Source organism: Phyllobacterium calauticae (assembly GCF_019991125.1).
Taxonomy (GTDB): domain Bacteria; phylum Pseudomonadota; class Alphaproteobacteria; order Rhizobiales; family Rhizobiaceae; genus Phyllobacterium; species Phyllobacterium calauticae.
In genome coordinates, this window is record NZ_JAGENB010000004.1 from 323,445 (window position 1) to 337,227 (window position 13,783).

The 13,783-nt window shown below is 57.2% G+C and carries 11 protein-coding genes; 6 read left to right on the forward strand and 5 right to left on the reverse strand.

Features of this window, described 5'->3' with window-relative positions:
• Positions 1-8: 8 nt before the first annotated feature.
• Positions 9-761 (reverse strand): septum site-determining protein MinC, encoded by a 753-nt coding sequence (gene minC, locus J1W56_RS16940; RefSeq protein WP_223614466.1) that lies wholly within the window; start codon positions 759-761, stop codon positions 9-11.
• A gap of 368 nt (positions 762-1,129) precedes the next feature.
• Here minC and J1W56_RS16945 point away from each other — a divergent pair, with 368 nt between their 5' ends.
• Genes J1W56_RS16945 through J1W56_RS16955 form a run of 3 tightly spaced genes read left to right on the forward strand, consistent with a single transcriptional unit; the run spans position 1,130 to position 5,801 of the window.
• Positions 1,130-3,955, forward strand: coding sequence for a xanthine dehydrogenase family protein molybdopterin-binding subunit (locus tag J1W56_RS16945; RefSeq protein ID WP_223614467.1), 2,826 nt, complete (start codon positions 1,130-1,132; stop codon positions 3,953-3,955).
• Complete coding sequence (locus J1W56_RS16950; RefSeq protein ID WP_223614468.1) at positions 3,952-4,497, forward strand: (2Fe-2S)-binding protein; 546 nt, start codon at positions 3,952-3,954, stop codon at positions 4,495-4,497. The genes J1W56_RS16945 and J1W56_RS16950 overlap by 4 nt, the downstream gene beginning before the upstream one ends.
• A gap of 11 nt (positions 4,498-4,508) precedes the next feature.
• Entirely contained in the window at positions 4,509-5,801 is a 1,293-nt protein-coding gene (locus tag J1W56_RS16955) for a c-type cytochrome (RefSeq protein WP_223614469.1), read from the forward strand.
• A gap of 191 nt (positions 5,802-5,992) precedes the next feature.
• On the opposite strand, the gene J1W56_RS16960 is transcribed toward J1W56_RS16955, so the two are convergent.
• Positions 5,993-6,343, reverse strand: a complete 351-nt coding sequence (locus tag J1W56_RS16960; RefSeq protein ID WP_223614470.1) for a YciI family protein — start codon at positions 6,341-6,343, stop codon at positions 5,993-5,995.
• A gap of 329 nt (positions 6,344-6,672) precedes the next feature.
• On the opposite strand from J1W56_RS16960, the gene J1W56_RS16965 reads away from it, so the two are divergent.
• The 3 genes from J1W56_RS16965 (at position 6,673) to J1W56_RS16975 (ending at position 9,768) form a co-directional block, all read left to right on the forward strand.
• Complete coding sequence (locus J1W56_RS16965) at positions 6,673-7,647, forward strand: DUF2971 domain-containing protein (RefSeq protein ID WP_223614471.1); 975 nt, start codon at positions 6,673-6,675, stop codon at positions 7,645-7,647.
• A 189-nt stretch (positions 7,648-7,836) separates the two neighbouring features.
• Entirely contained in the window at positions 7,837-8,859 is a 1,023-nt protein-coding gene (locus J1W56_RS16970; RefSeq protein WP_223614472.1) for an LLM class flavin-dependent oxidoreductase, read from the forward strand.
• 177 nt (positions 8,860-9,036) lie between these two features.
• Positions 9,037-9,768, forward strand: coding sequence for a response regulator transcription factor (locus J1W56_RS16975; protein WP_223614473.1), 732 nt, complete (start codon positions 9,037-9,039; stop codon positions 9,766-9,768).
• 121 nt (positions 9,769-9,889) lie between these two features.
• On the opposite strand, the gene J1W56_RS16980 is transcribed toward J1W56_RS16975, so the two are convergent.
• The 3 genes from J1W56_RS16980 to J1W56_RS16990 form a co-directional block, all read right to left on the reverse strand.
• Positions 9,890-11,329, reverse strand: coding sequence for an HlyD family type I secretion periplasmic adaptor subunit (locus tag J1W56_RS16980; RefSeq protein ID WP_223614474.1), 1,440 nt, complete (start codon positions 11,327-11,329; stop codon positions 9,890-9,892).
• 11 nt (positions 11,330-11,340) lie between these two features.
• A complete protein-coding gene (locus tag J1W56_RS16985) occupies positions 11,341-13,056 on the reverse strand; it encodes a type I secretion system permease/ATPase (RefSeq protein ID WP_223614475.1) in 1,716 nt (571 codons plus the stop codon).
• Between the two features lie 97 nt (positions 13,057-13,153).
• Entirely contained in the window at positions 13,154-13,732 is a 579-nt protein-coding gene (locus J1W56_RS16990) for a PE-PGRS family protein (RefSeq protein ID WP_223614476.1), read from the reverse strand.
• Positions 13,733-13,783: the final 51 nt, after the last annotated feature.

Consider the following 13,783-nt stretch of genomic DNA (forward strand, 5'->3'; position numbering starts at 1 on the left):
GCCCTGATTCAACCAAATGCCTCTGCCAGTATGGCGTCTCCCTCGAGCCACAGCTGTACGGCTTTCCCGCGAAGCCGAGGTTCCAAATCCTCGGCTGTCTTGTAAAGGCCATCTATGGCCAACAGTTCTGCTTCAAGTTTGCGGCAAAAAATGCGCGCCGATGCGTTTCCGGCCGAGCCAGCCATAGCTCTGCCTCGCAGCGTGCCATAGACATGGATAGAGCCACCCGCGACGACTTCAGCACCCGAGGCGACCGACCCGATGATGGTCACATCGCCCTCCGGAAAAATCACCGATTGCCCCGATCGCACGGGCTCCTTGATGATAATCGACGGCATCACGCGGACCTGAGCTCCACCGGAAGCGTTCGCCGACGTTAAAGGAAGCTTGGCGTTTCCGCCGCGTGGTTCGATTGCCGCCGCTGCTGCTGGAGCCTGGAAATCCGTCGCAGATTTCCCGCCCCGCATTGCCGGTGGCATGCCGGGCGCAAGGAGTGACGGGCGGGCACCTTCTATGCCCATGATCGACACCCCGCGCTTGGCAAGCTCTTCGATCAGCAGCGTCAGCCCAACGCGGTCGGTTTGCAGGTTCTCAACGTCAAGAACGATCGGTTTACCCAAGAAGAATCCCGCAGAACGTGATGCAAGGTCGTCCAGTTGGAGCAGCCAACGATCGATCGGCGCTTCGGGCGAAAGCACAAGGGCAAGAAACGACCGGCCTTTGAGGCGTATTGGTTGAGAATCTGTTAGCACTTTGTTCATCTAAGTTAATTTTTCGTTCCGGCGGTATAGGCGGCGAATGGTTAACAGATGGTTAATTTCCCCCGATTTCACACAGGTGAAAATCTGCAATCCGGTCCATGCACGAAGGAAGCAGCCGGGCCTCGCTCGACCGCGTTTATCGGGTGAGTGCTGCCTCGAAAGTTATCCCAATATGATCTGAAGTTTGCCCACGGCGCGATAATCCTATTCGGCGCCGGTATACGGGAAAGCCGCTAATCCTTCGCAACACATGCGGCCTCCTTTCAGAAGCAACTGCATGTATTATTTGACTCCGAAATTGCGTCCGCTGTATCTATACATCAGGCTGCGCGCTACACTGCCTGCAATTGTTTGGAGGAGGGGGAGACATGAAGCCCAATGTTTCGCGCAGAACCTTTATCAAAGGCAGCGTCGCGGCAGGCATCGCCATCAAGGTGTCTTTTCTCTCAGCGCCGGCGCAGGCTGCACTCATTCAAACGCCCCCCTCACCCGGGCCTGACTGGCTTAAGGCCGACGGTCGGCCGAAATTCCGGCTCGACGCCATCGCCAAGGTCACAGGCGAAAAGACCTTCGCCCGCGATTACCGTGCCCGCGATCTTGAAAACTGGCCGAAGGAGCAGGCGCACGCCTTCATGCTGCATGCGACCAAAGCGGATCGCATATTCGAAGGCATCGACCTGAGCCTTCTCGGCGACGACTTGAAACCCGACCGCCTCGTTCTTCACGAAGATCTCGTTGCCGACAACATCACCATCCCGGGCGACGGCTTTTATGGTGACGTATTCTTCGTGCCAAAGGGGCAAACCGCCCGGCTGCTCGGGCAGCCGGTCGCACTCCTCGTCTATCATGACTTCGCCCGCTACGACGCGGCCAAGCGGCTGATACGCTTTGACGATACGGTGGTTCGCTATGGCGGCAAGGCGCCTTACAGCCATCCGGCCCACTATGGCGCGGCGCGTTATGTGCGCATCGACGGCGGCACGCCTGATACGGATGACCGATACTCGTCGCTGAAGGATGCTGTGATCTATGGCGGTTTTGCCGGTGATGAACCGGCGTGGCCGGCTGCGGGCGATGGCAATGCAATGGCGCGCGGCATGGCTGCCGCCGCGCAGATCGAGAAGGAAATCAGCGACGCCGGCAACGACCTGCTGGTCTTCAAACACAAATATTTCTCCCAGTCGGTCGACGCGTCCGCCATGGAAGCGGACAATGGCAATGTCTGGTACGATGCATCGACGGGTGTCCTTCACATCATGATGGCGACCCAGTCGCCTTATGAAGTGGCCGAGGTCTCGGCCAGCCTCGTCTCCAAATCGAAATTCCATCTCAAGGAAGTCGACCTCAAGGTCGGTTATACCGTCGGCTACGGCACCAAGGATCATTCCATCTTTCCGTTTTTCTGCGTTCTGGCGGGCCTCTATGGCGATGGCCGGCCGGTACGGCTTGCCAATGATCGCTACGAACAGTTCCAGATGGGATTGAAGCGGCACGCGTTCTGGATGGACAACACGCTGGTCGTTGACCGTCAAACCGGCCAGTTCCGCGCCATGACCGGCCATTTCAAGAACGACGGCGGCGGGCGCCCCAACTTCTCGTTTTCAGTGGGCTTCGTCGGGGCAACGGCGGCGCAGTCGATCTACTATCTGCCGAAAAGCGATTTTTCGGCCGCAGCCATTGCCTCGCGTGCTGTCGACGCGGGCTCGACGCGAGGCTATGGCACCCTCCAGTCGATGTCGGCGACCGAGATGATGGTCGATGAGGTCGCCGAAATCCTGAAAATGGATGCGATCGACCTCCGGTTGAAGAATGTTTTCAAGTCCGGAATGAAGAATACACAAGGAGCGATCCCCGCAGGCGCGCTGCGCAACGAGGAAATCCTGCTCAAGGCGCGCGACCATCCGCTGTGGACAAAGCGCGCCGAGAAGAAGGCCGCGTTCGATGCCGCCAATCCCGGCAAGCGCTACGGCGTTGGTTATGGTCACGTGCAGAAGGACTATGGCACGGGCGCGGAGTCGGCACTCGCCGCGCTTGAGTTCGATGCCTCAGGCCGGATCAGGTTTGCGCATGTGGCACACGAGATCGGGACAGGCACGACCACGTCGCAGGCGATCATGGTTGGCGACATTCTCGGCCGCGTCCCCGACGAGACGGAGTTCGGCAAGGTGCGCTGGCCGCAGATGCCGCTCGAAACCTCCGAAGAGCCATACACCATGTCTCAGGAAGACGAAGACAAGCACAGCCAAAACCCGCGCTGGACGCCAAGTTTCACCTCGCCGATGAGCGCGACCAACAGTGTCTATTATCTCGGCCATGCCACGCGGCAGGCGGCGCATGCGCTTGTCGACCTTGCCATTTGGCCAGCAGCGAAGTCGCTGTGGTCGCGCGGCATTGGCGGCGGATCGATGACCCCCTACACCGTGCGGCGGGAGGACATCCGGCTTGAAAACGGCCAGGTGAACGCGGGCGGACTGGCGCCGCTCAGTTTCGAGGCGGTTGCGGCCGAAGCGCACCGGCTCGGTCTCGTCACCGGCGTGACGGTCCATACCTTCAACCGATGGCAATGGACGGAAGCCGAGTTCGACATCCCGAATGCAGGACGGGTGCGGCTTCCAATCGATGCGCTTGCGGTGAAATATGGCGATGGCGCCTCCGCCGAAACCAGAACGCTCATGACGCTGGACGGCTGGCAGTTCGTCAACCGGGCAGCGGTTCACTATCCGCCCACCCAGCGCAACAATGCCGGCGTCACCTATTATGCGCCGATGGCGACACTGGCCGAAATCAGCGTCGATACCGCGACAGGCGAAGTAACGTTGCTTGCGCACCACTCGATCATGGAGTGCGGAACCCAGGTTGTCCCGGAACTGGTCTCCGGGCAAATCCAGGGAGGCATCGCCATGGGTATCGGCCATGCGCTGAAGGAGTATCTGCCGCTGTACGAGGACGGTCCCGGCGACGGCACCTGGAACTGGAACCGCTACGAGCTGCCTCGTTCCAAAGACGTGGCAGTCTGGACCCAGACTGTGGAAATCCTCGCGCCGCTTTCGGAGACCGACCCGCCCAAGGGTATCGCCGAGGTCGTGATGATTGCGGTGGTGCCGGCGCTTGCCAACGCCGTATCGCACGCCATTGGCAAGCGCTTTTACGATTTGCCGATTACACCGGAAAAGATACGGGGAGCGCTGGCATGACCCTGGCCACAAAGAAGCTGTCGCTGACCGTCAACGACAAGGCGATCGATCCCATCGACGTGCCCGAGGGCATGATGATGCAGGATTTTCTTTACGAGTATCTCAATCTCACGGGTTCGCGCATGGGCTGCGGGCAAGGCATCTGCCATGCCTGCACGGTGATCGTGGAAAGGGATGATGGTACACTCGATGAGGTGCGCACCTGCATTACGGGTGCGCATTGGTTCAAGGACAAAAAGGTGCGCACGGTGGAGGGGCATGCCAGGCGCGATGCCTCTGGCGCCATTGTCGAACTCTCGCCAATTCAGCAGGCATTCATCGAGAATTTTTCGTTCCAATGCGGTTACTGCACGCCGGGTTTTGTCACCGGTGCAACCGTTTTCATCGACCAGTTGAAACGAAAGCCGATTGCCAGGACCGATCTGGAGCAGGCCATCACTGAAGCGCTTGATAATCATATCTGCCGCTGTACCGGTTACGTCCGCTATCACCAGGCCGTGCGCGACCTGGTGCTGAAGACACCCGGCCTCTTGAAAACCTGAGGGAGTAGTCCATGACGTTGCGTAGGCTACTCTGGATCATGGCGATATTGATCGTGTGCGGCGGTCTGGTTGCGGGCAGCGTTTTTGCCGGTCTGTTCGAGAAAAGCGCCGTGGCCAAGGACATCGAGCAGCCTCTGACTGCGGACCAGATGAAAGCATTGGCGCAACGCGGCGCCTATGTCGCGGTTGCCGCGGATTGCTATGCCTGCCACACGGCAAAGGGCGGGGCTGCCTGGGCCGGCGGGCTGCCGATGCAAACGCCGTTCGGCACGATCTATTCCAGCAATATTTCGTCCGACAAGGAGAATGGTATCGGCAATTGGACCCGGTATGAGTTCCAACGTGCTGTTCGCGATGGCATCGGCAAGGACGGGAAACATCTCTATCCGGCAATGCCCTATGCCTCCTACCGGCAAATGACAGCGGAAGACGTCGATGCGGTGTATAGCTATCTGATGACGCGCGAACCCATGCCGGTGAAAAACAAAAGCAACGACCTGGCGTTTCCCTTCAATATTCGCCGCACGCTGACCTTCTGGAATCTTGTCAATCTGCCCGGCGCGGTGCCAGCAAATGATCCGGCCCGATCCGCATTGTGGAGCAGGGGCCGTTACCTGGCCGATGCCCTCGCCCATTGCGGCGAGTGCCACACACCACGCAACCTGATGCAAGGCATGGAGCAGACGCGGTATCTGCAGGGAACGATCATTGAAGGCGTCTCTGCGCCCGACATCACGAAGGATGGGCTGACACGCATGGGATTTGACGTCCCCTTGCTGGCGAGCTTTATGAAGACCGGCATTTTCGCCGGAGGTGCGATGACCAACCAGATGTTCGAGGTTGTCCATTTCTCGACACAGTACATGACCGACGACGATATGAAGGCACTCTCGGCCTACCTGTTCAACCTCGATGCCGTGCCGGACCAATCCACACCGCCACCAGCGCCCAAGCCGATCAATGTGGCTCCCGAGCTTACAGCGTCGGCACGGGGAACTTATCTCAACCTTTGCTCGGGCTGCCATGGCGCCCAGGGCGAAGGCATTCCGCATGTCGCGGTTCCGCTGGCCACCAATACGTCACTACGCATCAATGACGCGCGCAATTTCGTCCGCACAGTCCTGCATGGCATTCCCGCACAACGTTTCCCGGGTCTCGAACGCATGCAGCCGATGCCAGCGTTCAAGGATCAGCTGACGGACCAGCAGGTGGCCGATCTTGCCAACTGGGCACGGGCAACATGGGGTGGCCAGGAAACCAACGTCAAGCCGGCCGACATTGCCTCGATCCGTCACAACAATTAAAGGCAACTCTGTTGCCAACGATCGCAAACCACGTGTGGCCCCTGACGGCTTTCCTATGAGCAAGCCAGTTCGCGCAGCATTCTCGCCAGGCTGGCGATCAGTCGGGGTTGCCCGATCCGCCAAATGGCGAGAGCACCCGATGAACGTCGGCGGCCGTCATGGCCACCGACCGGATGAGTGGTTTTTTTATCTCAAGGGCCGGCGAACGCACGAACCTCGCACGTGCCTTCCCATCCCGGCATGAAGTCCTTGTGCAGCTGCATGAACTCGACCGCCGACGCTACGGCCTCGTCCTTGTTGCCAAACTCCATGATTGCATAGCCGCCGATGACCTCCTTTGCTTCGACAAAAGGGCCGTCAATGACACTGAGCTGCCCGTTTGCTATGCGCACCTGCGCACCCATGGTGACTGGCGTGAGTCCGCCCATGTCGAGCATGCGGCCAGCCTTGATCTCCCGGTCGGCGAGCTTGTTCATCGCCTCGATGAGTTCCGGCGTGGGAGGTTGGGAGTGGGCGGATGTGACGATTGACATGAATCGCATTTGACAATTCCTCCTTCGGCGAGCTGCGGGCACCATTGCCGCTGAACTGGCTCACTTATCAAGACAACGATCCAGCTCTTGCCAAATCGACATCCGCATTGAAAAAAATCGCACTTGTCTCAAGGTTGAGGGAATACATACTGCAAGATCGGGCTTTTGACATGGCGTTATGGCCGCCAATGCTCCTGCTTCGCGATGCTCGACTATACACGATTTAAAGCCCAGCCCGGCTTTGAAATACCTTCTCCCGTAAGGGAATGCGCGCTAAACACGTACAGATGAGTTGCAGGCGAGTTGGTGGTTTCGCGCCGAATCCAAGGGAAATATTTATGGAAAATTGGGATCCGGCCGTTATCAAAATGCTCAGTATCTTCATGCCGAGCACTTTTAAAAGCCGTGCAGCAATCAAACCGGAATCTCGGTTCGTCCATTACACCACGTCGAAAAATCTGCTCCAAATTCTTGAAAGTGAAGAGATCAAGTTCAGAAACACCCGGGATATGAACGATCACCAAGACATCGAGACCGGCTTGGAAAGACTGCAGCATTGGATCAACAATTCAGGCAGTGCTGCACTCGCTGACGCGCTTGATCGATGTGTACCGGGCGTTTGGAACGAAGGCATAAAGAAATTTCAGGACTGGCTGCCGGGTTTGAGAAACGAGACATATGTCTTGTCTGTAGCCGAACACGATCCTAACGAGAACAACACCGGACGCCTGTCGTTGTGGCGAGCCTTTGAAGGGAATGCAACCGGTGTTGCGGTCGTTGTCGACACTTCCCCGTTCATGCAAGTGGCACAGGCGCTGAAAGCTTATTCGAGCCCGGTTGCGTACTGGACAAGACAGCAGTTCGCTGGAGAGTTCGAAACTGTCACTGCGTCCATATTGGACAATCAGCAATTCATATCCCAGACCAACAGGCCCGTACTACGCGAAGTTATATTTTTGATGCTGCTTTTCGCGGCCGTATGTTCCAAACACCCTGGCCTTCGCGATGAGCGGGAATGGCGAGTCTTGACCAACCCGCTTCTGTGGCCTTCGCCCATGCTTATCAAACACAACCCTGCTGTCGAGGGCAGCAACAGAACGATCTATAAACTGCCACTCAAAAATCGGCCAACGGAGAACATCACTGGATTGGAGTTTCCTCAGCTGATCTCGCGGGTCATTATTGGCCCCACAATGAATGCCGAGGTCATCCGGGAAGAGATCGTGTCAAAATTGGCGGAGAAAAACGTCCCGCAACCCGCTGCGAAAGTGATCATGTCAAAATTGCCTGTTCGCGCGAAAGCGATGGGGTAACACAGCGGAACACCAAGCTTGCTTGCCGCGTGGTCTGCCATCCATTGTCGGGCGAAAACTGTACCTTTGCACGCGCCTCTTGTGCCACTCTTCGAACACTGTGTTCAACGCACTTACAACCATTGGTATCCGGCCCCATATTGAGCGCTCCCCGAGCGACGGGGTTTGCTCCTTTTCAGGGATGATATCATGAAGAAGATCGGTTTTCTTTCGTTCGGCCATTGGGCGCCTTCACTCCAATCGCAAACCCGTTCAGCCGGAGACGCTCTTCTTCAGTCGCTCGACTTATCTGTCGCCGCTGAGGAGCTTGGCATGGATGGCGCCTATTTCCGTGTGCATCACTTTGCCCGGCAATTGGCCTCCCCCTTCCCGCTATTGGCGGCAATTGGAGCGAAAACCAAAAATATCGAAATCGGTACCGCTGTCATCGATATGCGCTACGAGAACCCGTTCTATATGGCCGAAGATGCCGGTGCGGCGGACCTGATCTCGAACGGCCGGCTGCAGCCTGGGCTGAGCCGGGGCTCCCCGGAACAGGTCATCGACGGCTGGCGTTATTTCGGTTATCAGCCAAACGATGGCGCCACTGATGCTGACATGGGGCGTCAACACGCCGAGGTTTTTCTGAGCCTGCTCGGGGGCGAGGGTTTTGCTGAGCCAAACCCACGACCAATGTTTCCGAATCCGCCCGGTCTGCTGCGCCTCGAACCGCATTCCGAAGGCCTGCGAAAGCGTGTCTGGTGGGGCGCCGGTTCGAATTCGACGGCGGTCTGGGCGGCCAAGCTAGGAATGAATCTCCAAAGCTCCACCCTTAAGAATGACGAGTCCGGTGAGCCCTTCCATATTCAGCAAGCGGCGCAAATACGTGCTTATCGCAACGCCTGGAAGGAAGCGGGCCACAATTGGACACCCCGTGTTTCCGTCAGCCGAAGCATCTTTGCATTGATGAATGACCGCGATCGCGCCTACTTCGGAAATGGCAGCAAGGAAGGAGACTCGCTTGGTTACATTGATGAAAACACCAGAGCCATTTTCGGCCGCAGTTATGCAGCCGAGCCCGAAGCGCTTGTGAGACAGCTTGCGCAGGATGAGGCCATCGTGGAGGCGGATACTTTGCTGTTAACGGTGCCAAACCAGCTGGGCGTCGATTACAATGTACATGTGCTCGAAGCAATCCTGACGCACGTTGCGCCCGCGCTCGGATGGAGGTGACGGCGTCCAGCGAAATTCTCCGAACGCTGAGAGTTGGATGGAAAGCGTATATAGCCCAATTGATGTATATCGATGTAGAACGGTATCTAATCCCACTATAATCATGACATGCATGAAGAACGGGAATAGTATGCTCTGCAAAAATGGATTGGAATACATCCAAATAGGGAGCAACACGTGTCCATCGGTCAAGATACAAAACGCCGCAAGGCACACAATACGCCGACGGTAATCGTTATAGAACAACATACACTCGTGCGCACAACGATCATCCGGCTCCTCCAGGATGAACTTGCGGGCTGGGACTTCATCGACATGGTCTCCGTCAAGACTCTCGATAGTGCTCTCGGGATGGATGTGCATCTCATCGCACTGGACATGGCTGGAAGAACTCTCGACAGCGCAAGTCTCTGCGACGATCTTGACGTAATTAGAGACATGTTTCCTGAGGCTTCGATCGCCCTTCTCTCCAACATGGATGATACGTTGGTCGCCTCTCAGGCGCTCGAGATGGGCATTCGCGGCTACTTCACAACCTCAGTTCCGATCGACGTCGCCCTTGCAGGTATGCGACTCATCCTTGCCGGTGGTGTTTTCTATCCGCACCCGTTTGTCGCACACGCGAACACGTCGGCGATGCGCAACAAGCCCCAGGACAAGCCGCGCAGAATAATCGAGAACAACGCACACTATATGTCGATCGCGGATTTTACCCCGCGCGAAGCGGATGTTCTTGCAGAACTGCAATGCGGACATCCCAACAAAGTCATTGCGTGCAAGCTAAATCTTTCGGATCATACGGTGAAAATGCATTTGCAGCATATCATGCGAAAATTGCAGGTGCAGAACAGAACCGAAGTGGTCGCACGGCTCGGTCAAAGGGTAACGTCAGACATTCCCGCACAATAGCTCCTGGACTATTTTGAGTGAGGTCTTCTCAAGCATCCTCAAGCGCATACAATAGTCCAGAATATGCCCGACGATGCCCCTCGCCGCGCAACACCATCCGGATCGCTCCGCTTGCTGTCGGTCAATCTTCGCGAAACGCGCGGTTGAAACTGTCAAGGAGCGGCCTGACCGCGTAAAACGCCACACTGCTCTCCCCGGTTTCGATCAGCGCCTGCGCAGGCATGCCCGGAATCAGCGTAACATCGCGCATCTTCGCCAGCCGTTCGTCGGTCACGCGAATTGTTGCGGCGTAGTAAGCTTGGCCGCTTTGCTTATCGACGAGACGATCGGCGGAGACGTATTCGACCACACCTTTCAGCAACGGTACGCGACGTTGATTATAGGGAAGCAGATGAATCTGCGCTTCGAGTCCAGAATGCACGCGGTTGATATCTTCTGGCCGCACATGCGCGGACACAACAAGACTGCCATTGCGCGGCACGAGATCGACGAGCGGCTCGCCCGCGCCAATGATACCGCCTGCAGTATGGATGCGGAGGTCAATGACCACCCCATCCTCGGGCGCTCTGATTGCAGTCCGCGTGAGTTGATCATCGATTGCCCGCAATCTTTCGCTCAGTTGCAATATCTGGCTTTCCGTGTCGCGAATACCTTGGGCGACTTCGTTTTGCCGGTCACTTTCGATTTTCACAAGATAGGCCTGGCTTTCACTGATGACCTGGTATGCGCGTGATATCTGGGCGACAACTTCGCCGAGCTGGCCATCGAGATCCGCTATTTCCCGTCCCAGGACAAGGAGCCTGGTCTTTCGTTCAAGCCCCTTGGCAGCCAACGGGGAGACGGCATCGAGCTCCTGCCGCGCGATTTCCACCCTCTGCGTCAGCGCCGCTTTTTGCGCCATGAGACCAGAAATTTCCTCCTGCACCTGATCCATTTTCTTCTGCGTGATGGCGATCTCGGATTTCATCACCAGACGGCGCGTCTCGAAGATGTGATCTTGTCCGTCGAGAATGCCGTTGATTGCCGGATTGGTCACTCTGAGGATTTCGAGATCCGCGCCATACATAACGCGGTCGCTGCCCTTCTGTTCTGCGCTCAGGCGCGCGTGACTTGCCTTGGCATCCCAGAGCTGTCCCTGGAGACTGTCGCGCTCCGAGCGTGATTTCGTGTCGTCAAGCTGGAAGAGAACCTGGCCAGCTTTCACAGCGTCGCCGTTCTTGACAAGGATTTGCCGCACGATACCGCCTTCCAGATGTTGGATAACCTTGCGGCTTGTTTCAGGCTCGACAACACCTGCGGCGATGGCCGCGCTCTTGAGTGGCGCAAAGATCGACCAGGTGCCAAGGCCAATAATGAAGACACCGATCAGCAGGTTGCCTAACAAGGCGACATTTCGAAGCCTTGGCATCGGGGAAGCAGGTGCCAGCGCCCCGCTGGTTGGTCCCGCGATTGGCACATAGACGAAGTGCTTCTTGTTTTGATCCGACTTTACGATGGCATGGCGCAATGTGTTAAGTACACCCGAAAACTTGAGCGGTATATCGAATTGAACGAGGGCCATTTCGCTGCCTCCTATGTCCCCGTTCGCGCTGGCGGTTGAAGGTACGTGTCGTAAATTTCGTCACTATCTCCGAAGGCATCGATGGCGCCGTTTCGCATGATCGCAATTTTGTTGGTGACTGGAAGAACACCCAACCGGTGCGTGATAATGACGACCGTCATCCGCTTGGCTCGCATGCGTTGGATCGCATTGAACAGGACACGCTCGCCATCATAGTCCAGACTTGAGTTTGGATCGTCAAGCACAACGAGGGCTGGATTGCCGTAAGCCGCCCTTGCCAGTCCGAGCTGCTGTCGTTGTGCGCGTAGGAGCAAGCTGCCGCCCTCGCCTATATCGGTCTCGTAGCCCTGCGGCAAGCGCATGATGGCTTCATGCAGGCCGACAAGCTTGGCCGCTTCGATTGCCTTGGCGGAATCCGCGCCATCGAGACGGCCGATTACTTCCTTGATCGCGCCGCCGAACAATTCGATGTCCTGCGGCAGGTATCCGATATGGCGTGTACCGCCGCAAAGACGCAGCGCTGATATATCCACGCCGCCAAGCAGAGCGCTTCCGCTCGTTGGCTGCAGCACGCCGGCCATGATCCGCCCAAGCGTCGATTTGCCAGATCCCGATGAGCCGATGAGCGCCACGCAATCGCCGGGTGCGAGGCGCAATGAAACATCATTCAATATGTGCCGGTCGGCATACGGCACGGCGAAGCTCACGTTCTGAAGCACGAGGCTGCTGGATTCAGGCACCGGCACCATGCGCGAGCCGGCATCCGATGCGACAGCAACCAACATCCTGTTGAGACGGTTGAACGCGTTGCGCGCATACGCAAAGGAACGCCAAGCGCCGATCGCACCTTCGATGGGTGTAAGCCCACGGCCCAGCAACAGGCTGGCAACGAAAATAATGCCAGGACTGCTGCTCTCCGCCAGCACCAGCCACGTGGCGGCACCCATCACCAGAATTTGCGTCAGCGTGCGGATGGATTTCGAGAAACCAAGAATGATCTCGGTCCGGTGCATTGCGTTGTCCTGCGCTATTCTCGCAAACTCCGCATCGCGGTAGACAACCTGCGCGGCGCCGTCCTGCATGCCCATTGCGCGGACCACCTGGATGTATTTTAGCGCCATTCCGAACCGGGAGTAGCTCCGCGCCAGCGCCGCACTTGCGTGGGTCAGCGGTTCATGTGTGGCAAGCTCGGTTAGAAGGGCCAGAAACAGCAGCGCAAGTGCGCTCAAGAGGCCAATTGCTCCAAGCAGGGGGTGAACGAGAAAAAGCAGAAGCAGGAAGACGGGCGCCCAGGGGATGTCAAAAAGCAGCGCGCTCGCCGGGGAATCGAGAAATTGGCGCAGCGAAGCGAGATCCCGATAGCAATCGGCGGCAACATTCGTATTGACCCTGGCTGCATATTCGAATGCGGCGGTAAGGACAACTGGCCGCATTCGATGATCGAGCCAACTGCCGATACGGGTAAGCGCAGCACGGCGCACGATATCGAGCACCGATCCAACAACAACCGCGACAGCGATGACAAGGGTCAACATCAGCAGCGTGTCGGTGCTCCGGCTCGACAGGACGCGGTCATAAATCTGGAGGAGATAGATCGACGGTGCGAGTAGAAAGATATTGTAACCGCAACTGTAAATGAAAACCAAACCAAAGGCTCCTGCGCAAGCGCGAAGGGCCACTACCAGATGCGTCGGTTGGCGCTCGGATTGTATGATATTCGTTGTCATTATCAGATCTCGGTTTTCGCGGTACTGACAAGGCAAACACCTGGCCGTCGATGAGGATCGTCGGTTTAGACCCGACGATCCTCACGGGCCGAAAGCGTCAGATCAAATGGCTCAGATCGAGATCGACATGGCTATGGTCGAAATGATCGAGAGTATTTGATATGGACTGAGTCGTCGTTGTGGGATCGGTGTGAACCACTGCAGCCGAGATATCGCCACCGCGTGCAATATTGCCGTTACCGCCATTACCGCCGACGCCGGCGAGAATAGTGGCATGCTGATCTGCGAAGAATTGGGTATTCTGGGTAGCAGTTGTCGCTGCAGAAACTGCTGCTACATCACCACCACTGCCGTTCGTCTCACTCCCGTTGGAGGTGGAAGCGCCGCCAGCGCCGCCAGCACCATTGTTGGTGATGGAGGAAAGGGTTCCGTTCTCAGCTTCAGCTGAGCCACCGTGGCCACCAGGCCCCGCACCCCAATCTGCAGTTTGCCAAACATGATCACCATTGTGCAAATCCGTATCTGCGCCATACACCGTCTGTGAATTGGCGACATACGCACTGGGATTGTAGTTGATATCTCCGTAGCTGTAGCCGTCGCCGCCGTTACCGGCATTTGCGTCGCCTGCGTTGGAATGATTGAGTTGGATCGTGTCAGATAATTGTGGAATAGGCATAACTTTACTCCCTTTACATGGTTTGTCAGTGTTTCTCCCACGCCCTGGTGC